Origin of the sequence: Pseudomonas sp. FP597 (assembly GCF_030687435.1) — a bacterium.
GTDB classification, from domain to species: Bacteria; Pseudomonadota; Gammaproteobacteria; order Pseudomonadales; family Pseudomonadaceae; genus Aquipseudomonas; species Aquipseudomonas lactucae.
Genome location: NZ_CP117432.1, coordinates 2200189 through 2224211, shown reverse-complemented (window position 1 = coordinate 2224211; position 24023 = coordinate 2200189). Strand labels below are relative to the sequence as shown.

Sequence of the window (24023 nt, the reverse complement as noted above, 5' to 3'; positions counted from 1 at the left end):
AATTAACCAATATCGAACTGAAAGACTTCCTCCCGTAAAACAGCGAATAAGTTTTCGAGAAAAAGCACCTGAACGCTCTAAAGCTTAGCGATTTCAGGAAAAAAACGGCCGCTTAAAAATAAAAAAGAAGTTTCGCACAGCAAAAATGGAAGTATCTTTTGCAAAATAAAAAACGCATCAATGAGCCACTTCTTACATATAAGAAATGCCCTACACCGACTTGAGTTAATTAACTAACCAATAGAGAAACAGCTGACACCCGTACAGGCTATCAGCCGTTCAAAAACTTATGCCTGAGGTCGCGCGGTCCCGAACAGGCTGACGCTCAGCAACGTATCGTCCTGAACATGCAAGCGAACTGGCGCAATGCCACCCGGCATCACCACGGCCACTTCACCGGCCTCGACCCAGCCCGCCCGCCATGCGGCACAGGCCACGGCACTGGCGCTGGTTCCGGAAGACGCCGTGGGGCCTTCGCCCCGTTCGAAGACCCGGGCGACCACCCGGTTGCCGGGTTGTTGGGCGGCCCACTGCAAATTGATCCCGGCAACACAGGGTTGGCCACTGCCCGCAGGCGGTGCGAAGGCTATCGCCTGCAGCGCTTCGAACAGGGCCGACCGTTGCATCTGTGAGTTGTCCGGCAGGGCCGAAGCCTGTTCGACCAAAGTGACGCAATGGGGATTGCCCACACGCACAAACTGGCTGTGTGCCCAGTGCGGGTCTATCGCCGCCAGCGCGCTGACGTGGCTGAGTTCAGTGGTATCCAGCAACACCTGATCCACATCCTTGGCTCCCACGGCCGACGGTCCGAAGGCGGGTGGTCCCAAGGCCAGCCAGAATCCCGCGACCTGCTCAAAGGCCGCCGGCTCAACCCATGTCGCCACCGGTGACACCCCATCGGGCTGGTCATGGTGCACGCGCAACTCACAGCCGTCGGTCATCAAGCCCTGGTCGGTGAGCGCCTGGGCAAAGATGGTCAAGCCATTGCCACTGCGCTCGGCCAGTGAGCCGTCGGTGTTGACGATCAGCAGGTCGAACGGCGGCTGGGCCTGGAACGGGCCGACCAGCAAGCCGTCGCAACGATGGGCCTTGCCCTCGGCCGGGTGCGGGGTCTCTCCCCACTCGCATTCGGCGGCGATGGCCGATGCGGCCCAGGCCTTGCGCGTGCGCGCCGCTGACGCTGCGCTGTCAGGCACGTCGATGCCCTGGTGTCTTAAGGCAGCCGGGTTGACCACAGCATAAATATTGCCGCGTGCGTCATAGAACAGGGTCATCGGGGTATCCACTTCAGCAATCGCTACGATCAAAATAGAAACAGGCGACTCGATTGTGTGGGAAGCAAGCGTGGCACGCCACCACGAGGCGGCCGCACCCAGGCATGTCGAATCGGCCTGCGCGTCCTACACTGATGTTTCCGATGGATCGACGTTTCATCAGGCCGAAGTCCGTGCGCAGTCGAACAAACGCGGTCCTCTTCTCCCAGAGGCTGCACACATGAATAGCACTGCTCCTCGTAACCCCGTTGAAACCCTGTACAAGAAAGGCCGCAAGACATTTACCGAGCTGGTCCCCGATGGCGGCGCACGGCTGGATGCGTTGTTCCACACGGCACCGGCCCTGGGCGAGCTTGCAGTCGGTGTGGTGTACGGATACTTGCATGACCGCCAGGGCCTTGACCCGCGCCTTCAAGAGGCGGCGATCTTTGCCGCCATTGTCGCAGCGGGTATGGTCGGACCACCCCTGAGCGTGCACTTCAAGACCAGCCTCGCACAAGGCTTGGCACCTGCGGAGCTGACCGAGTTGCTGTTGGTGGCGTCGGCATTCACCGGGTTCCCCCGGGCGGTGGCTACCGCCGAGCAACTCAACCAGCTGTTCGCCAGCGCCGGTCTGCCCTCTCCCCCGCCTGCGACGCCACGAGCCGTTGTCGTGGCTTTTTGCGACAGTGTGCGAACGGGTCGACCGTCGTATCCGGTCGATGCCCAGGCCCGCAAACTCCTGCGCAAACCTCGGCGCCTTGCGCTGCACGCCACGGCGGCGGACCGCGTGGTGGTCGAGAGTTACATGGGCAAGGAAACCACCCCCAGGGGCATGCTGCTGGTGCGGGTCATCCATGCGGAGGTCGTCGAAGTAGCGGCCTATATGCCCATGTCCTGACTCATTGTCAGAGGCGGCCTGGAAGGTGGTAATCCACGGCGGGAACCCTGGGGTTCAGCATTTCCCACCGGGATTACGCACCTTCCAGAACGCCTCCTACACACCCGACAGTCTCTGTGTGGTCGACGGCCTGCATAGCGTTCCAAGTGTGTAAAAATAAAATTCACAGCAGGTTGCTCCCATGGAACCTCCCTCGTGCCCTATGGCCTGATGTGCAAGGATGTCGCGCCGGACATCGTTCGTTGAACGCAAAAACAAGGATTTTTCATGACTGCCATTCCCACCTCAGCCCCCGTGGTTCCAGGGCGCCTGGAGCAAATGTCGACCCGAATCGCGTTCTTCATTGCAGGCTTCGGTATCGCGGCCTGGGCACCGTTGGTGCCGTACGCCAAAGCGCGCGCGCAACTGAATGAAGGCACATTGGGTCTGCTGCTGTTGTGCCTGGGGGTGGGTTCGATCATCGCCATGCCCATGGCCGGTCTATTGGCGTCGCGCTTTGGCTGCCGTCGCGTGCTCACAGCCGGCACGCTCATGATCTGCCTGGCCTTGCCGATGCTGGCCACGGTCAGTTCGGTACCGCTGCTGATCGCCGCGCTGTTCCTGTTCGGCGCCGGCCTGGGCACGGTCGACTCCACGGTCAATTTGCAGGCAGTGATTGTCGAAAGGGCCAGTGGCAAAACCATGATGTCGGGGTTTCATGGACTGTTCAGTCTGGGAGGCATCGTCGGTGCGGCGGGTGTCTCGGGGCTGCTGGGCCTGGGTTTGTCGCCGTTGCAGGCAACGCTGGTGGTGGTGGTCGTGACCCTTGCGGCGCTGCTCAAGGCCGGGCCGCATTTGCTGCCTTATGGTAGCGAAAGCGCCGGGCCGGCGTTTGCGGTGCCCCATGGCGTGGTGCTGTTTATCGGCTGCCTGTGTTTTGTCGTGTTTTTGGCCGAGGGCGCCGTGCTGGACTGGAGCGCCGTGTTCCTCAGCGCCGAACGTGGCCTGGATGAGGCCTACGCGGGCCTCGGTTATGCCGCGTTCGCCTTGACCATGACGGCCGGGCGCCTCACCGGTGACGCCATCGTGCGTCGATTGGGCCCCATGTGGGTGATCGTGGGGGGTGGCTCTCTGGCCGCAACCGGCTTGTTGCTTGCCACCCTGTCACCCGCTTGGGAAATGGCGCTGCTGGGCTACGCTCTGGTGGGCGCCGGCTGTTCCAATATTGTGCCGGTGCTCTACACCGCCGTTGGTAAGCAGAATGTCATGCCTGAACACATTGCCGTGCCGGCCATCACCACCCTGGGGTATGCCGGGATACTGGCCGGGCCTGCCGTCATCGGGTTCATCGCGCATGGCAGCAGTCTGGCCGCAGCGTTCCTGTTGATCGCGGGAATGCTGGCGGCGGTTGCAGCCAGCGGCAAAATATTGCGGATATGAATACCCTCCGTTGTACGCCGCATGAATCACTCAGGGAGCTTATGCGAACCCCTGCGCCTTAATGACCCTTCTCTTTCCTGTCGTTTTCCAGCCAACGCTCGATGCTGTAGTTTTTCAGCCAGCCATCATTGTTGTGGCTGCCAAAAATATTGCTGCCGTTCGCCTTGGTGCTGTCCAGCGAGGCCAGCAGCCCCGGCCGCTCGACAAGGTTCTTGGCCAGGTATACCTGTTGTTCGCTGTACTTTTTCTTCGGGAAGCCGGTCGCCGGGTCCCGCACCGCCTCACCGTTTGCGGTGATTTCGTCGGGGTCCTTGCTCATCTCGATAAGCGTGTCTTTCTTCACGTAGCGGTGCTTCTCGAAAAAGAAGCTGTAGTCCTGAGATTTGTCACGCAAGTCGTCAAACATGCCGCTGAAAGCCTGGACCACCTGGGCATCGGTCTTGGCATGGTAAGGGTCTGCGCTCTGCGTGTTGGGGTTGGTATTACCGACCATCAGATCGGCGGCTTTGGAGAGGCTGTCTCGAGTGATGGAGCCATCCTGGGTGATCGCCTCGTTCAAGCGCGGTCGATTGAGTATCTCCCGGGCCAGCATGATCGTACGCTCGGACACGGTGCTGTTGTTCGGATCTTCGTCGGCGACTTGCTGCAGCGCTTTCTGGTCCAGACGCCCGTCTTTCTGAAATTTTTCCAGCAATGAAAAATTGTTTTTCAATGCGCTCGCCAACAGGTGGTCATCGGAACTGATATAGGGGTTACCGGGAGTGTGCATGGCGCCAAAAAAGTTCTGATTGTCGACATGCCGATTGGCGGAACTTCTACCGCCGATAAAAGGGAACGAAGAGAGCGGCGACTGAAGAGGCTGCGTACCGGTCGTCCGCGCATCGATGCCCTGCCTGGAATACCCGCCGCCGGCGGTGGAGACCTGCTGCCCACCCTGTGCTGACGGGGTATTGGATGTAAGAAGCGACCTGAAACCTGAATTATTGATGCCATTCGTCATTCTTTATCTCACTCTATTTTGAATTTTTTAGCCTGAATCGTCCGCCGGATGTCACAACCGTCTGGGCATTCGCACGGCACAAGCTACGGATATGTGGCGCTCTAAAAGTTATGGTTCCGGCAAGAAGAGGCTCAAGCCCTGAACAGGGCCTGGCAGACTTTGAGCGTTTGTAACCAGCCAGCCATACCCTGCATCCGCGGCCTGCAGAGCCAGTGGGTGAACACGCCTATTTATTGGCGGCCGGACAACTTGCCCCACAAACTGCCCAACACTGAAAGCCCCGCGCTTAACGTCGGTTTTTCCATGCGAGCCTGAGCGCCTTTATGAAAATCTTCGGCGGTGGGCGCCTTGAAGCTGCTCTTAGGAGAGGAGGTGAGGTTGAGCTTTTGAGGCACCGGGGGGGCTTGGTTTTCTACTTCACTTGCCGCAGCAGACAAGGTCGAAACAGCGTACTGGGAGTGACGAGATTCAAAGGATGTCGAATTCATGGTCCAGACCTGATCCAATAAATGGAAACATCCATCGGCAGTCAAAACGCCGGTGGGTGCTTTCTTCGTGGTAAATGGTCGTTATTGGTTCCCTGCACAATCTGCCCGGACGCTGCACGCCAGTCGCAGCGTCCAGGCGTCATTCAGCGGGAAAGCAATTTGAGCGCTTTGCGACTGATGCGACCGTCGTTGTCGTTACCCGCGCGGTTATCCATCCTTTTCAATACATCGCCGCGTTTGAGAATTTCCTGGGCCAACTGGATCAAGTGGTTCTTGTCGGAGTCTTGCGTGGGGGGTTGGCGCGCCAGTTTTCTCAGGTCGCTGATTTTGAGCTCGGCCCCCCGGCGCCCTTTCAAGTCATCGAAATGCTCAAGCATCTCTCCGGCCAACTCCTTATCGCTCTTGTATTTGAAATAGTTCTCGCCTTTGATGACCAGGCTCAGGTTTTGCCTGTCGATCAGCCCATCCAGCGCGCCCGTGCTGCTATGCCGATCGAGGGCATCGGTCAACTCGGGGCGCCGCAGCAGCTCTTGGGCCAGGCGAATGTTCTGGTTCATGAGCGGGTCGCTGGAACATGACTTGTTCGCCATGGCGTGCAGGCTCTCGGTGCTGATATACCCCGGTTTGCTCGGATCCTTGAAGGCGTCGAAATTGTTGAGCAGCAACTGCGCCAGCTCTTCTCTATTCATCTTCGAATAGTGTGGGTCAGGCCTGCCCGGCATTGTCGGGAAAGGTCTTGGCGGCGGATTGCCAATCGTCGGATCAGGCCGTGGAGGCGGGTTGCCGCAACCTGGACGATGGGGTGGGCGCCCCCCGCCAAACCACTGTGTCATCCATTGTTTGAACTGTTCCATAAAACTCGGCATTGCAGGAGCGCCGCCCTGATAACCGGGGTGGCAAGGGCGATAGTGCCGCTCGGTTGACGGCTGATAATTGCCGAAGACCGGACCACCCTGGGTTTCCCTGAATCGAAAATTGACGTCAGCAGCGCTGTGGCTGTTGAAGGAGAGCGCGGAAGGCATCGGGCGAGCGACCTTGGCCTCGGACGTGGCAGCGGTTCGTGATGGGGTTGGGGTTGAAGAAGGGTTGAGGGTTTTATCTAGCATCGGGACCGACATAGGTTTCTCCATCGAAGGGGACGATTTTCAGCCGGTAGCGTCAACCAGAAGTCGAAAGCCATCAGCTTTCCCCTTGTGTGGCCCATCTGTCGGAATCGGTTCCTGATCTTGCAATCAGTACGTGCCGGGAACGTAGGAAACAGATAAGAAATCGCAGCGAACGCAGCGCGTTTCCTCAGTCCTATTCAAGTCGAGCAATTGCCTGCTATCGACCTCGCCAGCGGTATCGAAATCAAAGCACCTGCTTAAGACGGCTCAACTTCTCCCGACTGCCGCACACGCTCATCTGGCACCACTTGCGCAATTTGTTCTTGGAGCTATCCAGGAACAGCCAGTCGCAGTCGGTGGCGGTGCAGCTCTTGAGTTCGCGAAGATTGCCGGATACCAACAGTTGCGTTGCCTCGATGGCCAGGCGGCCGATCAACATCGCGGTCAGTTCACGGCTACTGGCGCAGCTTTTCCAGGCCCAACCCGGCACGCCGTCCACCGAGCGCAATACGCGCCAGGCGACGCCTTGCTGGAACGTCAGGTTGATCTGCTGCAAGGCCTGATCAGGCGCAACCTGGCCCAGGGACAACGGATAGAACGCCGTATACAAACATTCCCTGAATGCAATCAGCGCCTCCAGGTCCGGCTGGTACGACATCGACGCTTCAAACACCATGGGTTTGTATGCCTCGAACTCCCGGGCGCAAATCAAAGAGGCATGCAGCGCCCACTCAAAGAAGAACTGGAAACTGGTGAGCCGCTCCTCCATGACCTTGAGCGAGGAGCCGGGCCGACGGCCATTCGTCGTATTGATGAAGTCCAGCACGCGGGTTCCACCAATCAGCCGAATCGACTTTGCAGTGCCGGTAAAATGCGTCATGCCTGCTCCTGATAAACACGCTAGTGCTGCGATGGCGCAGAGTACCGTGTTTTTCCTGGTTGCAGACACTGGGATAAAAAACGCAAAGACCAACGGCTAGGCGTGATCGTCGGCGCGCAGAGCCCGTTCAAGAATAGCCTCGACAGACTGCGCTACGGACAGCGCCTGGGTGTTCAGGTGTACGTCCGGACAGACCGGCACCTCATAAATCGAGTCGATCCCGGTGAAGTGCTTGATCTGCCCGGCCCGGGCTTTTTTATACAGTCCCTTGGGGTCACGTTGTTCAGCGATTTCCAACGAGACATCCACGTGCACTTCGACAAAATATTCATGGCCCACAATCGAGCGCGCGTGATGCCGACAGGCCGCCGAAGGAGAGATCAACGCCACGATCACCATCAGCCCCGCCTCAAGCATCAAGCGCGCGACCTCCGCGACCCGACGGATGTTCTCCTCCCGGTCCCGATCGCTGAATCCCAAGTCGCGACAGAGCCCGCCACGCACCGAGTCGCCGTCGATAATGCAGGTCACGTGTCCTCGCGCTTGCAGCGCACTGTCCAACGCATCGGCAATGGTTGATTTGCCGGACGCGGAAAGCCCCGTCAGCCAGATGACCCTGGGCTGTTGCCCGATGCGCAAACGCTCGCGGTGACTGAACGCAAACGCATGCAGATCAGGGTTTTGACGCTGTACAACATCACTCATGATCGCTCTCCCGCGCCGCAACGGAGGGGTTACCCAGCATGAAGACCATCACGCATTGCGCAAACAGCAACAGCGCCACCACCCAATAGACTGTCGAGAACGACCCGGTAACGTCCTTGGAAAGCCCCCCCAGAAAATTGCCGCACACGCCCCCCAAGCCGATCAGCACATTGGCTATGCCAAAGGCCTGGGTCAGCCGGCTGACCGGCACGATTTGCCCGATATAACTGGGGACCAACCCGAACACCGGATAAAACGCCAGCGCAAACAACAACGCCGCCAGGTAGAACAACGCGATGCTGTTGAAACTGAACACCAGGGCCGAGGCCAGCCCCGCACTCAAAAAACACATGGCCAACGAGACCCGCACGCCGACCTTGTCGGCAATCCACCCCACCAGAAACCCCGAAGCCATGCCCACCGCGCCGATGGTCGTCCAGATAAACCCGGCATCCCGCACCGACACGCCCAGCTCATCGCGCAGATACGGCGCCAGGTAGGTCTGGAATGGCAGTAACGCCATGCCATTGAGGAATGCAATCGCCCAGGTCAGGTACAGCGAGCGGCTCAGCCAGGGCACGGGGCGCTTGGCAGACGACAAACGCTCAGCGGCGACCTCGCCCTCCCCTCCCGCCGCCAGATTGCGCAACAGCAACCAGGCCATCACGCACAACACCACAGAAATCAGGCCGGCCGTCAGCCATATCGAACGCCAGCCGCCGTTCAGGGTAAGAAACGACACCAGCAAGCCGTTGATAAACACGCCGTAGCTGGTGCCGCTGGAGATCAGCCCCATGACCCGCGATCGGTTACCGGGGCTGAAGCCCTTGGTGACGATCTCCGCCAGCGGGATATACACCGAGGCCGAGCAGCCTCCAAGCAGAATCAACAGGCCGCCGGACAGCCAGATACTCTGGCTGACACTCAGGCCCAACAGCGCCAGCGAGGTGATCACGGTGGACACCAGGCTGATTTTCCAGCCTTCGACATAGCGGCTGATCACGCTGGTCACCGACGAAAACAGCAGGAAGCCGACTTGCGCCCCGCCGGTGATCAAGCCCACGGTGGTGTAGTCGAAGCCGATGTCGCGGCGCATATCCACCACCAGGTTGGCGAACAGGTAGACGCCAAAGCCATAGGTGCTGGCCACGAAGCCGGTCAGGACCACGGCCAGTACGACACTGTCCAACGGGCGGGTGCTGCTGTGTACCAGTGTGCTCATCAGGCCCTCCTCATATGGCGCGTGCGGTGTGGATGACAAAATCACAATCCATCATGTCGTAGTCGCGCTCGAAATCGCCGTAGGTTTCATGGGATGAAAACCCGGATTCAAGCACTTCTGTGGTCAGCTCCCCGGGTAGCAGCGGATAGACCTGCAAGCAGTACTGTTCCTGGTTGTCGAAGGAATAGATGAATTCGCACAGCGACTGATCCACTTGCCCCAGGCTGACCGACGCCTGTTTGCCGCAGTAGTAGTAATTGCCGCTGGACTTGAACTTGCCCGCGCGAATGGCAAAGAAGTTGCGTTGATCGACAATCAGCAAGCCGCCCGGCTTGAGCAGCGCGCGAAATTTTTCCAGCACACTGATTCGGTCACGCGCCGCAAACACATGGCACAGCGAACTGCCCAGGCACACCACGGCATCGAAGTGCCCCAACACGCTGGGGTCGAGGGTCTGCCAGTCCATGTAGTGCGATTCGATATCCAGCCCTCGCGCCCTGAAGTTCGCGCGGGCCTTGGTCAGCATCGTGCTGCTGCCGTCCGTGGCGACCACATCGAACCCCGCCTGCTTGAGTTGCACCGCGTGAAAACCGCTGCCCGTCGACACGTCAATCACCGACTTCACGCCGTGCCGCTTCAGCAGGTTTTCAAAGAAACCGTTCTCCCCCGCCTTTCTTTTTTCCCAATCGATCAAGTCATCCCAGCGCTCGACGAAGTCGGCCGAATATTGCGTCGCGTAACTGGCGACTTCGTTGTGCTTGTGCCACGACATCCGATTCATCACGCACCTACCCCAGTTGTATTTTTGAAAGCCGCGTACTTGCTCGCCAACTCGCGAGCACAGTCGGCGGATTGTTCGATGGACATGGTTTTTTTCGAGTAGCCGAGCATCGCCTGCATCACGGCCATGCACTGAGGGTTGTAGCTCACCGATCCATCGCAATGGATTTCGTCGATGCCATCCTGGCTTTGGCAGATGGTATTGATGCGCACGGCCTCGTCCTGCGGACAGGCGTGCGAGAACTGCACCTCAATGCGCCCATCGTGCAGCCACACCGGATACCCACCCGGCAGCCCCAACGGGCCGGGGGCATGCACCAGCACCGGCGTGGGTGAAACCAGCCCTTCGATCACCGTGACCGCCGAACAGGCTGTGAGAAATTGCCCATCGATGCCGCCCAGGCGCCGGAACGCGGTCTTGACCGTGGCAAAGATCACCTCGGCCGGCAGGCGTGCCACGTCCGGACGGTCGCGAACCTCATACAACAAGCGGTAATTGGCGCGTCCAGGCAAACCGCCGCGTGGCACGTAGTGGCTGAAGTAATGCTGGGCATACAACTGCACCTGCACATCGTCGGGTGCACACTCCAGCAGTCGCGCGAGGGAAAAACGCAGCGCCGGGATCAGGTTGGCTACGTTGCCCACGCCGATATCCGGCGCCAGCCCCACCCTGGCCAGTATCGGGTTGACGGCATCGGGGAACGCCGCATTGACGGTTCTGGCTGCGATGCCCGAGGCCTTCACGGCTTGCATCAGGCCGTGCATGAGCGTCAGGTGCATGGGCAGCCAGGGACCGAACTGCGCCTGATCAAGTTGCTCGAAGGACTGTTTGGGCAAGCCGGTGATCACCCGCCACGACTGCAGCGACGCGCAGTTCACCAGCAGGTCCGGCGCTTCTTCACGCAGCAGCCGCGTGACCCTGTCGATATCGGTAAGGTCGGCGATCACGGGCTTGATCGCGATGTAGTGCCCCAACTGCGCACACGACAACCGGACCAGGTTGCACAGGCGTAAGGTCGCCTCTTCATTACGACCGAGCACCACAAACTCGAACGCATTTTTTGGCCCGAGGATCTTCAGGATCTGCAGGCACAGGTTGCCCGCGCCCACCAGCAGCAGTTTTTTCTTGGGTGCCGACGCAGTCATCGTGGGTAGGCTCCGTTGTCGACCGGAATCACTCTGCCGCTGATATGACGCATGGCCTCACCGGCCAGCAGCAAAATCACCTCGGCGACCGCGCCGGGCAGGATCGGGTCCTTGAGAATTTCCTGGCGCGCATATTCCGCACGGCGGTATTCGGGGATGGTGTCGTAGATGGCGGTGTCGTGGATCAGCGCCGGCGACACTGCGTTCACCCGCACGAACGGTGCAAAATTCCACGCGTTGGCCTTGGTCAGGCCGATCACCGCCGCCTTGGTGGCGCCATACATCGCGTCGCAGCTGCCCACCTCCCCGGCCACCGAGGCGATATTGACGATGCTGCGCGGGGCTTCGTGACGCATCTCCCGTTCGGCGAAGTCTTTGGAGAGGTAGACCAGCGCCTTGAGGTTTACATTGAGGATCTCGTCGATTTCATCATCACAATAGTGGTAGATACTTTTGCCATGGTAAATACCGGCGTTATTGATCAATCCGTAAATCGTCGCGTGACGTTCGTAGAGCATGGCAATAAAACCCTTGAGGGTCGCACTGTCCGAAAAGTCTGCGACGTGCACTTCCAATACATCCGCGCCATACAGTCGTTGCAATGCGTATAAGCCATCCGCATCTTTGTCGGCGCCAATCACGAAGTAGCCTTGTTGGATGGCCTGTTCCACCGTTGCCCGACCAATGCCATTGGCAGCGCCGGTAATAATTAACTTTTTCATGCACCCACCCTATTGACAAAATTCGTTCATTCGCGCGTAAAACGGCCGATGAAAGTCATACATACGTTGCAGTTCCGGCGCGCGGTCGAATGCACTGAAGTCGACAGACTGAGGCTGCGGCAACACAATGCGCTCACTGTTTTCCGCGGCCACGTGCCAACTTCTCCAGGTTTTCCATTGCGGCGGGCACTCGCGTTTCCACGTCATGGCGTGGGGCAGGAATTCGATCTGCAGGTAATCACACAACTTGCGAATAACGCGTTCCGGATCGGCGGCAAGTTCATCTGCATTCATCACGTAAGGCACTTTGCCGGTGAGTTTGGTCACCACACAAAAGATCTCGTACAAGGCTTTATGCCCAATCGCCTGCAGGGGCATGTCCGGGTGTATACGGTGATGGGAAACAATACTGCTGGCAGGCTCGCGAATAATAAAGATGTTGTCCTGTTGCGCCAGGAAGTCCACATCCACTTTCAATGCATCAAGGCAGTGATAGCACATGTCTTTATGAAAGACGTTGGCCTGTTCCTTGGCCTTTATAAGATGCTGCCTTATCCCTTGATAGGTGGTGGGCAAACTGTGATCCCACTCATCCGACGGAATCGCCGAGTCTTCACGGAACGCCATATGCGCAAAAGGCTCGTGGAAGACCTCAAAGTCGCCGCGTTCGATAAACACCCGTTCCAGCACGGTGGAGCGCGAGCGTGGATGTGCCCATAAACCGATCATTCTGTTCATGCCAACACCCCGTATTCAGCAGCCAGAAGGGTGTTGAACGCCATTTTTAGGGGGCTGGTCGCAGGGCAGAGTCGAACGCAGTAATCGGTCAGGCGCCGGTACGCGCTGTTGGCTTCATTGCAGGCGTTGATAAACGCCTCATGATTGCCGAAGTCGTAGGGTTCGATGCTGTCGGCGAAGTACGCCTCGCAGAAGTACGGAATCCGCATCAGCGTGGCGAAGATCGACGACGGCACCGAAGCCGGCTCATTGGCGGGAACCACCGGTTTGCCGTGGCTTTCACGCTCGATCAGAAACTCCACCACATCGGGTGTCAACGTGTAGCATGTTGCCGTCCGCCCGGTTTTCTCCAGGTGCCAGCAGGATTTGTTGCCACGCTCGTCGACGTCGATTTTTATGCTGGAAAGCAGCGTCTTGACGGGCACGTTCGAGGCGCCCACCAGACTTTGTATCTGCTCGTAGATCAGTAATTCGGCCCAGCGCATCGCTTGCGGGCTCAATATCAGGCCGCGCTCTGCGGCCTGCAGCGAGAACTCGGGCTGACAGGAAAAACGCCCGATCATGAAGGTGATGACATATTTACAACGGCTCGTATCGATTCCCTTGCCGCGCGCGGTGGCCAGGCCTCGCTCTATCGCCTGGAGCCCGGCCTGGAATTGCGTGACGGTAAAGCAAAAGGTGATGTTGATCGACGTGCCTTGGGCGACCAGTTGTTCGACAGCCTCGAAGCCCTCCAGGCTGCCTGGCACCTTTACCATCACATTCGCGGCCAGGCGCTGCAGCTCCAGGCCCCGCGCAGTCATGCGTTCGCAGCAATGCACGTCCCCAGGGTCGACCTGGGCGCAGACCCAGCCCTCGGCCTGGGCCGATTGAACCCATCGCGGCATGAGCGTCGCGGCGCCTTCAACGATCACTTCGTCATACAGCTTCTTGCGCAATTGAGCGGCCGACAGGCTGGCCAGGTTGAAACGCGAGGACCAGTAGTCGCGCTTTTCCAGGATCACGGCAGCGACCAACCGTGGGTTGGTGGTTACGCTGGCGAACCCGCCGGGCTGCGCAAAGTCGTCCGGCATCAATTGCTCGATATGGGCAACGGCCGCCGGGTATTTTTCCAACAGGTATTTTTTATAGGGCGCGTATATAACAGGCGATGAATCCCACCACACTTCGCAAGATTGATCATTATGTTTAAGCCGCTCCATATAACCCAATGTACCCACAACGCCTGCTCCTTGAGTGAACTGTTCAATGATGCTCAGTAGTTCATGCATACTGGCAAACACAACTGCGCCCGCGTCGGCCAATACATCGTGACGGTGCACCGGGCCAAACCCCAGAACTTTTATGCCGGCCGCAACAGCGGCTTGAATACCCGTGACACTGTCTTCAACTACCAGGGCGTCATATGGCTTAACGTTATATGCAGCACACGCCGTTAAAAACACCAGAGGGTCAGGTTTCCAACGCCCCAACTCATAACAACTGAATATTCGCCCCTCGAAATAAGAGAACAAACCGGTCAGCTGCAAACATTGCTCTATCTTGTTTCGTGGCGCGCTGGAGGCCACACAATACGGCACCTGCAGCCGCTGCAAGACATCAATGATTCCATCGGTGGCTTTCAACTCAAGTGTCAATGCTTCCAGCGCACGCGCCCGAAACTCATCTTCAAACTGACACTCCAGACACATATCCAATAACTGCTCGGCTTCGCGCAGACAGTCCGCAATCTTTCGCCCACGAAAGTGCTCAATAAAATAAGCCTGATCGAGTGCTTTGCTGGCAGGTACACGTGCATTAAGCAAGGAGATCAATACAGACAGGGTAATTTCTTCACTTTGGACTAATACACCATCACAATCGAAGATAACCAACTTGGGCAACCGCGTTGCCCCCTGCCCTGGTAGTTCCCCTATAGCTGCCAATATAGACATAGGCGTCTCTTATAGGTGACTCCGCGTGACTGCTGAACTACCAGCGGAGCGGGTTGATGTGTGCCTATAAGACACGTGGCAAAAAATCCTGTCAAACGCTTTTCAGCGGTTTTTTAGTATCTTATGGTTATTTTTTATAATTCTTTTATTCCTTTTATCGCTATGGTTGTAGTCGCGAATTTCACATGGGTGAACTTCTATTGCGCGCCATCAGTCAGCTGAGCTGAACTCACGAATTCAAGGTCAGGTGGCAATGCACATTTCGCTGGAGCAACAAGTGGCGCTGGTGACGGGCGCCAGTTCCGGAATCGGCGCTGGCGCGGCCAAAGCGCTGGCGCAAGCGGGCGCTGCGGTAGTGCTGAACTACAACAGCCAGGCCGCGCCGGCCCAGGACCTGGCGGCACACATCAATGCCAACGGCGGCCGAGCGATTGCCATTGGCGCCGACGTGTCCAACGAGGCGGATGTGGAACGGCTGTTCGCCCAGACCCTGGATGCGTTTGGCCACTTGGATATCCTGGTGGCCAACTCCGGCATGCAAAAGGATGCGGCGCTGGTCGACATGACCCTGGACGACTGGAACAGCGTGATCGGCGTCAACCTCACCGGCCAGTTCCTATGCGCCCGGGCGGCCGTGCGTATCTTCAATCGCCAGGGGATTCGTGACGGCGTGTCACGGGCCGCCGGCAAGATCATCCATATGAGCTCGGTGCACCAACTGATCCCCTGGGCCGGGCATGTGAATTACGCGGCGTCAAAAGGCGGCGTGGAGATGCTGATGCGCACCCTCGCCCAGGAGGTCAGCGAGCACCGCATCCGTATCAACGGCATCGCGCCGGGGGCAATTCGCACGGCGATCAACCGCGCCGCCACCGAAGGCGCGGCCGAACAGGCATTGCTGAAGCTGATTCCCTATGGCCGCGTCGGTGACGTGGAGGACGTGGCCAACGCCGTGGTGTGGCTGGCCAGCGACGCCTCCGATTACGTCGTCGGCAGCACGCTGTTCATCGACGGCGGCATGAGCCTTTATCCGGAGTTTCGTGACAATGGTTGATCTCAGGAACGAACCCCAAAGTGCCATTGACGCCCACGGCATCATCGGCGATATGCGCAGCGCGGCGCTGGTGAACGATAAAGGGAGCATCGACTTTTTTTGCTGGCCGGAATTCGACAGTCCATCGATCTTTTGCGCCCTATTGGACACCCCCGATGCCGGCACCTTCCAGCTTACTCCGGACCTGCCCAACGCGCGCCGCGAACAGATCTACCTGCCTGACACCAACGTGTTGCAAACCCGCTGGCTCAGCGACGAAGCCGTGGTGGAAATCACCGACCTGCTGACCATCAGCGAAGAAGTCGACGACCTGCCCTTGTTGATTCGCCGCGTGCGCGTGGTCAGCGGCACGGCCAACCTGCACCTGCGCTGCGCGGTACGCCATGACTATGCACGCAAACCGACCCACGCCACCGTCGATAACGGCACGGTGACGTTCACCGCCCAGGGCCAACCCGGCTTGCGCCTGGCCGGCAGCCATGCGCTGCACATCGAAGACAATGCCGCCGTGGCCACCTTCACCCTGGCCCAGGATGAAGGCGCCGAGTTCGTACTCGGCGGCCAGGCGGACGAACGCGTCGACAGCGGCTGTACCGACCTCGCGCTGGCCCACACCTTGAAGTTCTGGCGTGGCTGGATCGCCCAGTCGAACTACCGCGGGCGCTGGCGTGAAATGGTCAACCGTTCGGCCCTGGCGCTGAAGTTACTCACCTCGCGCAAACACGGCGCAATCATCGCCGCCGCCACCTTCGGCCTGCCGGAAACTCCTGCCGGCGAACGCAACTGGGATTACCGTTACACCTGGATCCGCGACGCGTCGTTCACCGTCTACGCCTTCATGCGCCTGGGCTTTGTCGAGGAGGCCAATGCCTATATGCGCTGGCTCAGAGGCCGGGTCAGTGACTGCTGCGGCCAACCGGTCAAGATCAATATCCTCTATGGCATCGACGGTCGCCAGGAGTTACCCGAGACCCACCTGGACCATCTCAGCGGCCACGGCGACGCCAGGCCGGTGCGCATCGGTAATGAGGCGGTCGAGCAAATCCAGCTGGATATCTACGGCGAGTTGATGGACGCGGTGTACCTGGTCAATAAGTACGGCGAGGCCATCTCCCACGAAGGCTGGGCACATGTGGTGGACGTGGTCGATCAGGTCTGCGGGATCTGGGACAGCCAGGACGTGGGCATCTGGGAAATGCGCGGCGAGCAGCATCACTTCCTGCATTCGCGACTGATGTGCTGGGTGGCCCTGGACCGCGCGATCCGCCTGGCCTCCAAACGCTCGCTGCCGGCGCCCTTCGCCCGCTGGGACCAGACACGCCAGGCGATCTATACCGACATCTGGAGCAACTTCTGGAACGAAGAACGCGGGCATTTCGTGCAGCACATCGGCAGCACCGCGCTCGACGGTTCGATGCTGCTGATGCCACTGGTGCGCTTCGTCGCGGCCACCGACCCACGCTGGCTGAGTACGCTGGAGGCTATTCAGAAAAGCCTGGTACGCGACGGCATGGTCTACCGTTACCGCAACGACGACAGCCGGATCGACGGCCTGCAAGGCACCGAAGGCGCGTTTGCCGCCTGCTCGTTCTGGTACGTCGAATGCCTGGCACGCGCCGGGCAGGTGGACAAAGCTCACCTGGAGTTCGAGCAACTGTTGCGCTATGCCAACCCTTTAGGCTTGTATGCCGAAGAGTTCGACAGCCAGGCGCGGCACCTGGGCAATACGCCACAAGCGTTGAGCCATTTGGCGTTGATCAGTGCGGCGACGTTTCTGGATCGCAAATTGAGTGGGGAGAAAACCGTGTGGCAACCCTGAGAAACGTACGAACGTCCATGCTCGACATCGCCTACGAAACCCATGGCCCCGCCGACGGTGAACCGGTGATTCTGCTGCATGGCTTTCCCTACGACCCTCGCGGCTACGACGCGATTGCGCCAGTGCTCGGCGAGCGCGGCTACCGCGTACTGTTGCCCTACCTGCGCGGTTATGGGCCAACACGGTTTATCGACGACCAGGTGATGCGCTCCGGACAACAGGCGGCGCTGGCCAAGGACTTGTTGGACTTCATGGATGAGTTGGCCATCGCGCAAGCGACGTTGGCCGGCTATGACTGGGGTGGGCGCGCCGCGTGTATCGTCGCCGCGCTATGGCCGGAACGCGTGCGCGGCCTGGTGACCGGGGACGGCTACAACATCCAGGACATTGCCAAGTCGCTCAAGCCAAGGCCGCCGGAGACGGAACATCGGTTGTGGTACCAGTATTACTTCCACACCCAGCGTGGCGTGGACGGCTTGACCGCCAACCGTCGCGAACTGTGCAGGCTGCTGTGGTCGTTGTGGTCGCCATCCTGGGCCGAGGGGCCGGGGCTGTATGAGCAGACCGCGCCGTCGTTCGACAACCCGGATTTTGTCGAGGTGGTGGTTCACTCCTATCGCCACCGTTTCATGTATGCGCCTGGCGATCCCGCGCTGGCGTTCATCGAAGAACAACTCGCCAGACAACCGCCGATTTCGGTGCCGAGCATTTCCTTGTGCGGTGCCGATGATGGTGTCGGCCCGCCGTCGCAAGAGGACGATGACCTGGCGCACTTCAGTGGTTTTTACCGGCGCCAGGTGCTGCCCGGCGTGGGCCACAATATGCCCCAGGAAGCGCCGCAAGCGACGCTTGATGCACTGCTGGAATTGCTCGCTTACGACACCGGCGAAAAGCGTTCGCGGTAAGCCTGGGGCGTCACCGACAACGCTCTTAGAAAGCTGCGGCGCAGGGTTTCTTCACAGCCAAAACCGCATTGCACAGCAATGCGCTTGATTGGCGTGTGGCTGTCGGCCAATTGTCGGCGCGCGGTTTCGACGCGGATCAGTTCGACCGCGCGCGCCGGGGTCTGCCCGGTTTCGGCACGGTAATGGCGTACGAAGCTGCGCTCGCTCATGCCGGCCTGGGCGGCCAGCGTCGCGATGTTCAGCTCCAGGTTGAGGTTTTCGGCGATCCACGCGTGGAGTTCGGCGAAGCGGCTGTCGCTCTTTTGCAGGGACAGCGTGACGCTGAATTGCGACTGGCCGCCAGGACGCTTGAGGAACACCACCAGGTGCCGCGCCACTTCCAAAGCCACGGCGCGACCGAGATCCTCTTCCACCAGCGCCAGACACAGGTCGATGCCGGCGGTCACTCCGGCCGAGGTCCACACGCCGCCCTGCTGGATAAAGATAGGATTGGGCTCCACCGTCAGCGCGGGAAACTTGCGCGCCAGTTCTTCACAGCGCGTCCAGTGGGTAGCCACGCGGCAACCGTCAAGCATGCCGCTGGCGGCCAATAGAAACGCACCGGTGCACACTGACGTCATGCGCCGGGTGTACCGGGCTTTTTCGCGCACCCAGTCGACCAGGGCCAGGTCTTCGGCGGCTCCGTAGACGCCCCAGCCACCGGCGATCACCAGGGTGTCACACGGCGCATCGACGGCCGGCAGCGGCTCAGCCACCAGCGCCAGCCCGGCGGAGGTCATTACCGGTTCCGTCTGCGCCGCAATCACCGAGACGGCGTAAGGCAACGACAAGCCGCGCTGGCGTGCCAGGTCGTTGGCGGAAGCGAAGACCTGCAACGGCCCGGTCACATCGAGCACCTGAGCATTATCGAAAGCGAGGACGTGGACGATTCTGGGCATGATTGGCGTAATTTGTGGGCTCAATGGCGTATTCGCCAAAGCCTAGGCCTCTAGAGTGAAGCCGTCCACCCCTTTATCGGAGCATCATCGATGACCTTGCAGATCGGCTTTGTGTTGTTTCCCGGCATCCAGCAACTGGACCTGACCGGCCCCTATGACGTGCTCGGCTCGCTGCCGGATGTAAAGTTGCACCTGGTATGGAGAGACCTCGCGCCGGTCACTTCCAGCACCGGGTTGGTGTTTACCCCGACCATGACCTATGCCGACTGCCCGAACCTGGATGTGCTCTGCGTGCCCGGCGGTTCCGGCGTCGGCGCGTTGATGGAAGACCCGCAGACCCTGGACTTCCTCAAGGCCCAGGCGCAGACCGCACGCTATGTAACCTCGGTGTGCACCGGCTCGCTGGTGCTCGGCGCGGCGGGTTTGCTGCGCGGGCGCAAGGCAACCACTCACTGGGCCTACCACGACATGCTCGCCCCGCTTGGCGCCATCCCGGTGCAGGAGCGCGTGGTGCGCGACGGTAACCTGTTTACCGGTGGCGGCATCACCGCCGGGATCGACTTCGCGCTGGTGCTGGCGGCGGAGTTGTACAGTGAAGCGGCGGCGCAATTGGTGCAGTTGCAGATCGAATATGCGCCGGCACCGCCGTTTGAGGCAGGTAGCCCGCAGACAGCGCCGGAGCAGGTAGTGGCAGAGGCGAAAAAGCGTGTGGTGGACTCGCGCAGGGTGCGGGGCGAGATCACGGCCCGGGCGGCGGCTCGGTTGGGATGAGCGAGCCCCTCGCGTCGCAGTCGTCGTGGAGATTCATACTGCGATGCGACGTGCCAGGCGACCATTTTGCTCAATAGGTGGTTCGTTCGGGATACCCGTGCCGACGATTGCTCATTACTCTACATACGGACTAGAATGCGAAACATTATCAATTAAGACTGCTGCGCCAGGATGCCCATGTCGAGCGATCACCCACTGGACCATGCCGCGATCGGCCAGCTGTACCATGCCCATCATTCCTGGCTGCGCGGCTGGCTGAACCGACGCACCGGTTGCCGTGAACACGCCGCCGACCTTGCACAGGAAACCTTCGTACGCCTGCTCAACGCACGCAAGCAGCAGACCTTGCAGCAACCGCGTGCTTACCTGAGCAGCATTGCGCGCAGCCTGATGATCGACCACTACCGGCGCCGTGAACTGGAGCGCGCCTACCTTGAAAGCCTTGCGCACTTTCCCGAGGTCGAAGTGCCGTCGGAAGAAACCCGCTTGCTGATTCTCGACAGCCTGGAGCGTATCGACCGCCTGCTCGACCAGCTTAAGCCACGTGTGCGTGAAGCCTTTTTGCTGGCGCAACTGGACGGCTTAACCTGCGCGCAGATCGCGCTGCGCGTGGGTGTGTCCAAAGCCACGGTGGAACGCGATCTGTCCAAGGCACTGCATGCCTGTTATCGGTTGCGCTATGTCGACCTCTGACCCGCGCCTGGTGGACCAGGCTATCGAGTGGATGATCACGCTGCGTTTCAATGTCGCCGACGATGCCAGTACCGCGGCGTTCGAACATTGGCTGCAGACCAGCGCCGAACACCAGCGTGTGTGGCAACGCGTGGCGACGATGAATGATGATTTCGCCCTGCTGCCGGCACAAGTCGGACGCCATGCCCTGCGCGGTGCGCGCCAACGCATCAGCCGCCGTGAAGGCTTGAAACTGCTGGGGCTGGTAGCCGGCGCGGCGGGGTTGACCTGGCTGGGACGCGACTACACACCGCTGCCTGCATTGATGGCCGATTACCGCACCGCCACCGGTGAACGACGCTGGGTCGCGTTGGACGATGGCAGCCATGTCCAGCTCAACAGCGCCAGCGCCATCGATATGGCGTTCACTCAAGAGCGGCGCCAGGTGCGGTTGCGCCAAGGTGAAATATGCGTGAACACCGGCGCCGACAGCCGGCCGTTCTGGGTCAGCACCCGCGACGGCCACCTGCGCGCCCTCGACACGCGTTTCCTGGTCCGCGAAGACGCCCAAGGCACGCTGCTTGCCGTGCAACAGGGCTGCGTGGCGCTGTTTGCCGATAGCCATGGCGCCAGTGCGCGACAGTTGATCAACCCCGGTGAACAGGTGATGTTCGACCGCAACGGCATCCACCCTCCTGTCGCCAACGGCCTGGACCCCTGGGCCTGGAGCGACGGCGTGATCAGCGCCCAGCAGATGCGCCTGGATGACTTCCTCGCCGAACTGGGCCGCTACCGACATGGTTTGCTGCGCTGCAGCGAAGCGGTTGCCGGCTTGCGGGTATCAGGTACGTACCAGTTGGACGACACCGATCAAGTGCTGACCTTGTTGGCGCAATCGCTCAAGGTCGATGTCACCTTCCGCAGCCGTTATTGGGTGACCGTTTCAGCCCGCGTATAAAACACAAAAATAAATGAGGTGAATTCGCATTGCCGCTCGACCTGTAAGGAAAGGCCGATCAACAGGCCGGTTCTGTCCACTTCCTTAAGGAGCATCCTGCGGTCATGCAAGCGTTCCCCTCCCAACGTTCACCCCTCAAGCGCGCGGTGCAGGCAGCCTTGCTCGGCGCCTGCCTGAGCAGCGCCGGTGTGTCACTGGCCGTGCAGGCCGAAACCTCGGCCAGCGATACCCAGGCCCGCGACTGGAACATCGCCGCCGGCGCCTTCGCCACGGCGCTGGACCAGTTCGCCCGCCAGGCCGGGATCAGCCTGTCGTACGACGCTACCAGCGTCGCCGGCAAGAGCAGCGCCGGCCTCAGTGGCCACTTCGACCGCGAGCAGGCACTCGGCCAGTTGTTACGCGGCCAGGGGCTGCAAGCCCAACGCCAGGGCAATAACACCTGGCTGCTGGTGCCACAGCCGGCCGACACCGGCGCGCTGAACCTGGGCGCCACCACCATCACCGGCGACCGTCTGAGTGCCACCACCGACGGCACTGGTTCCTACACCACGGGCGCTGTAACCATCGGCAAAGGCCAACACAGCCTGCGGGAAACGCCGCAATCGGTCAGCGTGATGACCCGCCAGTTGATGGACGACCAACACCTCACCACCATCGACGACGTGATGGAACGCACACCGGGGATCACCACCTACGAATCGCCCATGGGCGGCAAATATTTCTATTCCCGTGGTTTCAAGATGCTCGGCCAGTACCAGTACGACGGCGTACCGCTCGACATGGGCAAGGATTACGTACAAGCCGACAGTTTCAGCGCCAACATGGCGATCTACGATCGGGTGGAAGTGCTCAAAGGCGCGGCCGGTATGCTCAAGGGCGCCGGTACCGCCAGCGGTGCGGTGAACTTCGTGCGCAAGCGACCCCAGGCCAAACCCACCACCAGCCTTTCGCTGTCCGCCGGGACCTGGGACAACTACCGCGCCGACGTCGACACCGGCGGCCCGTTGAATGACAGCGGTACGGTGCGTGGCCGCGCGGCGATCAGCCAGCAGCATCGCGGCTCCTACATGGACATTGCCAAGCGCCAGGACCAGGCGTTCTATGGCGCGCTGGACTTCGACCTCAGCCCCGACACTACCCTGGGCGTCGGCGCCAGCTACGAAGACGTCGACGCCACCCCGTGCTGGGGCGGCGTGCCGCGCTACGCTGACGGCAAAAGCGCCAAGCTCAGCCGCTCCACGTGCCTGGGCCAATCCTGGAACGACTGGCAGAGCCAGCGCGTCACCGTCTTCGCCGACCTTACCCACGCGTTCAACGACGACTGGAAACTCAAGGTCGCGGCCGTGCACAGCCGCAACCTGCAAGACATCAAGTACGCCGCCAGCGAAGGCACCATCGCCTACGACAACCCGGCGCCCACGGCCAATTCCTATGCGGCGCTGATGGACTACGACCACAAGGACTTCGGCCTCGATGCCTATGTGGACGGCAAGTTCGAAGCCTTCGGCCTTGAGCACGAGCTGATCCTCGGTGCCAACGGCAGCCGGGGCACCCAGGATGACGTGTATGCGATCCAGAACCTGCCCACGCGCCAAAGCATCTATAACCCCAATCACCATTTTCCGGAACCGCCCAACAACAGCTTCTGGCCGAACATGTACCGTGGCGGCACGGTCAAGGAAACCGCAACCCAGTACGGCACCTATGCGACGTTGCGCCTGCGCCTGGCCGAGCCGTTGATGCTGATCGTGGGCAGCCGCGTGAGCTGGTACGAAAACCGTCGCCAGTCCAACAACCTGGCCTGGGGCGAATGGGCGGTACAGGATGCACGCACCCGCGAAACCGGCGAAGTGACGCCGTTTGCCGCGCTGATCTATGACCTCGACGAGCACCTGTCGGTGTATGCCAGCTACGCCGATATCTTCCAGCCGCAAAGCTCCTACGCTACCGTTGACGGCGCGGCGCTCAAGCCGAAGATTGGCGACAACTACGAGCTGGGCATCAAGGGCGAATGGTTCGACGGGCGCCTCAACAGCTCCCTGGCGCTGTTCCGTGCCGTGGAGAAAAACGGTGCCGAATCCGACTACACCACCCAATGCGCGACCTCCGCCGATGGCTATTGCTACACCGACAAGGGCAAAGTGCGCGCCCAGGGCGTGGAAGCCGAAATCAGTGGTGAAGTGCTGGAGCGGATGCAACTGTTCGGCGGCTACACCTACACGCAGACCAAGGCCCTGAATAACATCGACGTGGCGAAGGAAGGCGGCGTTTCCAACACCTATGTGCCACGCCACATGCTGCGCCTGTGGGGCGATTACCAACTCGACGGCGCGCTGTCGAAATGGAGCGTGGGCGCCGGGGTCAACGCCCAGAGCAGCAACTATCGCGTGCAGACCATCAAACTTGAACAGGCCGGTTATGCGACCTGGAACACACGGCTGGCGTACCACATCGACGACACCTGGACCGTGGCGCTCAATGGCAACAACCTGTTTGATAAAACCTACTACAACACTGTCGGCACCGCCTCCTGGGGCAACTTTTATGGAGAGCCGCGCAATCTCACGGTAAGCTTGAAAGGCGACTTCTGAACCAGAGAACAGCCTGTCAAC

At 60.2% G+C, this 24023-nt stretch carries 22 protein-coding genes; 9 read left to right on the top strand and 13 right to left on the bottom strand.

Going from position 1 to position 24023, the window contains the following annotated elements; genetic code table 11:
* Window positions 1-287: 287 nt before the first annotated feature.
* A complete protein-coding gene (locus PSH66_RS10430; protein ID WP_305428995.1) occupies window positions 288-1274 on the bottom strand; it encodes a diaminopimelate epimerase in 987 nt (328 codons plus the stop codon).
* 220 nt (window positions 1275-1494) lie between these two features.
* Here PSH66_RS10430 and PSH66_RS10425 point away from each other — a divergent pair, with 220 nt between their 5' ends.
* Window positions 1495-2154, top strand: a complete 660-nt coding sequence (locus PSH66_RS10425) for a carboxymuconolactone decarboxylase family protein (protein WP_141064976.1) — start codon at window positions 1495-1497, stop codon at window positions 2152-2154.
* 267 nt (window positions 2155-2421) lie between these two features.
* Window positions 2422-3573, top strand: coding sequence for an MFS transporter (locus PSH66_RS10420; protein WP_305428993.1), 1152 nt, complete (start codon window positions 2422-2424; stop codon window positions 3571-3573).
* 58 nt (window positions 3574-3631) lie between these two features.
* Here the strand turns inward: PSH66_RS10420 and PSH66_RS10415 are convergent, their stop codons facing one another.
* From PSH66_RS10415 to PSH66_RS10365, 11 genes are all read right to left on the bottom strand, one after another.
* Window positions 3632-4342: a hypothetical protein gene (locus tag PSH66_RS10415; protein WP_305428992.1), complete on the bottom strand. Its 711-nt coding sequence runs from the start codon at window positions 4340-4342 to the stop codon at window positions 3632-3634.
* A 461-nt stretch (window positions 4343-4803) separates the two neighbouring features.
* Window positions 4804-5061: a hypothetical protein gene (locus PSH66_RS10410; RefSeq protein WP_141064974.1), complete on the bottom strand. Its 258-nt coding sequence runs from the start codon at window positions 5059-5061 to the stop codon at window positions 4804-4806.
* A 143-nt stretch (window positions 5062-5204) separates the two neighbouring features.
* Window positions 5205-5750: a hypothetical protein gene (locus PSH66_RS10405; protein WP_305428990.1), complete on the bottom strand. Its 546-nt coding sequence runs from the start codon at window positions 5748-5750 to the stop codon at window positions 5205-5207.
* A 661-nt stretch (window positions 5751-6411) separates the two neighbouring features.
* Window positions 6412-7047: a CGNR zinc finger domain-containing protein gene (locus PSH66_RS10400; protein ID WP_141064973.1), complete on the bottom strand. Its 636-nt coding sequence runs from the start codon at window positions 7045-7047 to the stop codon at window positions 6412-6414.
* A gap of 96 nt (window positions 7048-7143) precedes the next feature.
* Window positions 7144-7752, bottom strand: coding sequence for an adenylyl-sulfate kinase (gene cysC / locus PSH66_RS10395; protein ID WP_003173017.1), 609 nt, complete (start codon window positions 7750-7752; stop codon window positions 7144-7146).
* Window positions 7745-8974: a nitrate/nitrite transporter gene (locus PSH66_RS10390; RefSeq protein ID WP_078823946.1), complete on the bottom strand. Its 1230-nt coding sequence runs from the start codon at window positions 8972-8974 to the stop codon at window positions 7745-7747. Before PSH66_RS10390 ends, cysC begins: the two co-directional genes overlap by 8 nt.
* 10 nt (window positions 8975-8984) lie before the next feature.
* Window positions 8985-9755, bottom strand: coding sequence for a bifunctional 2-polyprenyl-6-hydroxyphenol methylase/3-demethylubiquinol 3-O-methyltransferase UbiG (locus tag PSH66_RS10385; RefSeq protein ID WP_305428987.1), 771 nt, complete (start codon window positions 9753-9755; stop codon window positions 8985-8987).
* Window positions 9755-10900: a hypothetical protein gene (locus tag PSH66_RS10380; RefSeq protein WP_305428986.1), complete on the bottom strand. Its 1146-nt coding sequence runs from the start codon at window positions 10898-10900 to the stop codon at window positions 9755-9757. The genes PSH66_RS10385 and PSH66_RS10380 overlap by 1 nt, the downstream gene beginning before the upstream one ends.
* Window positions 10897-11622, bottom strand: coding sequence for an SDR family NAD(P)-dependent oxidoreductase (locus tag PSH66_RS10375; RefSeq protein WP_003173013.1), 726 nt, complete (start codon window positions 11620-11622; stop codon window positions 10897-10899). The genes PSH66_RS10380 and PSH66_RS10375 overlap by 4 nt, the downstream gene beginning before the upstream one ends.
* Window positions 11623-11631: 9 nt before the next feature.
* Window positions 11632-12360, bottom strand: coding sequence for a sulfotransferase family protein (locus PSH66_RS10370; protein ID WP_003173012.1), 729 nt, complete (start codon window positions 12358-12360; stop codon window positions 11632-11634).
* Window positions 12357-14243 carry an HAD-IA family hydrolase gene (locus PSH66_RS10365; RefSeq protein ID WP_305428985.1) on the bottom strand — a complete coding sequence of 629 codons (1887 nt, stop codon included), beginning with the start codon at window positions 14241-14243 and terminating at the stop codon, window positions 12357-12359. The genes PSH66_RS10370 and PSH66_RS10365 overlap by 4 nt, the downstream gene beginning before the upstream one ends.
* A gap of 304 nt (window positions 14244-14547) precedes the next feature.
* Here PSH66_RS10365 and PSH66_RS10360 point away from each other — a divergent pair, with 304 nt between their 5' ends.
* From PSH66_RS10360 to PSH66_RS10350, 3 genes are read left to right on the top strand one after another with little or no spacing between them, the layout of a single operon-like run.
* Complete coding sequence (locus tag PSH66_RS10360) at window positions 14548-15348, top strand: glucose 1-dehydrogenase (protein WP_003173010.1); 801 nt, start codon at window positions 14548-14550, stop codon at window positions 15346-15348.
* Window positions 15341-17167 (top strand): glycoside hydrolase family 15 protein, encoded by a 1827-nt coding sequence (locus PSH66_RS10355; RefSeq protein WP_305428983.1) that lies wholly within the window; start codon window positions 15341-15343, stop codon window positions 17165-17167. Before PSH66_RS10360 ends, PSH66_RS10355 begins: the two co-directional genes overlap by 8 nt.
* Window positions 17168-17184: 17 nt before the next feature.
* A complete protein-coding gene (locus PSH66_RS10350) occupies window positions 17185-18072 on the top strand; it encodes an alpha/beta fold hydrolase (RefSeq protein ID WP_305429599.1) in 888 nt (295 codons plus the stop codon).
* Here PSH66_RS10350 and PSH66_RS10345 read toward each other — a convergent pair.
* Entirely contained in the window at window positions 18042-19010 is a 969-nt protein-coding gene (locus PSH66_RS10345; RefSeq protein ID WP_305428981.1) for a GlxA family transcriptional regulator, read from the bottom strand. The two genes, PSH66_RS10350 and PSH66_RS10345, sit on opposite strands and share 31 nt — an antisense overlap.
* 90 nt (window positions 19011-19100) lie before the next feature.
* Here PSH66_RS10345 and PSH66_RS10340 point away from each other — a divergent pair, with 90 nt between their 5' ends.
* The 4 genes from PSH66_RS10340 to PSH66_RS10325 all read left to right on the top strand — a co-directional run bounded on the left by PSH66_RS10340 (window position 19101) and on the right by PSH66_RS10325 (window position 24002).
* Window positions 19101-19781 (top strand): DJ-1/PfpI family protein, encoded by a 681-nt coding sequence (locus PSH66_RS10340; protein ID WP_305428979.1) that lies wholly within the window; start codon window positions 19101-19103, stop codon window positions 19779-19781.
* Between the two features lie 177 nt (window positions 19782-19958).
* Window positions 19959-20474 (top strand): sigma-70 family RNA polymerase sigma factor, encoded by a 516-nt coding sequence (locus PSH66_RS10335; RefSeq protein ID WP_003173005.1) that lies wholly within the window; start codon window positions 19959-19961, stop codon window positions 20472-20474.
* Complete coding sequence (locus tag PSH66_RS10330; RefSeq protein WP_305428978.1) at window positions 20461-21411, top strand: FecR domain-containing protein; 951 nt, start codon at window positions 20461-20463, stop codon at window positions 21409-21411. The genes PSH66_RS10335 and PSH66_RS10330 overlap by 14 nt, the downstream gene beginning before the upstream one ends.
* A 104-nt stretch (window positions 21412-21515) precedes the next feature.
* Complete coding sequence (locus PSH66_RS10325; protein WP_305428977.1) at window positions 21516-24002, top strand: TonB-dependent receptor; 2487 nt, start codon at window positions 21516-21518, stop codon at window positions 24000-24002.
* The last annotated feature ends 21 nt before the right edge of the window (window positions 24003-24023 follow it).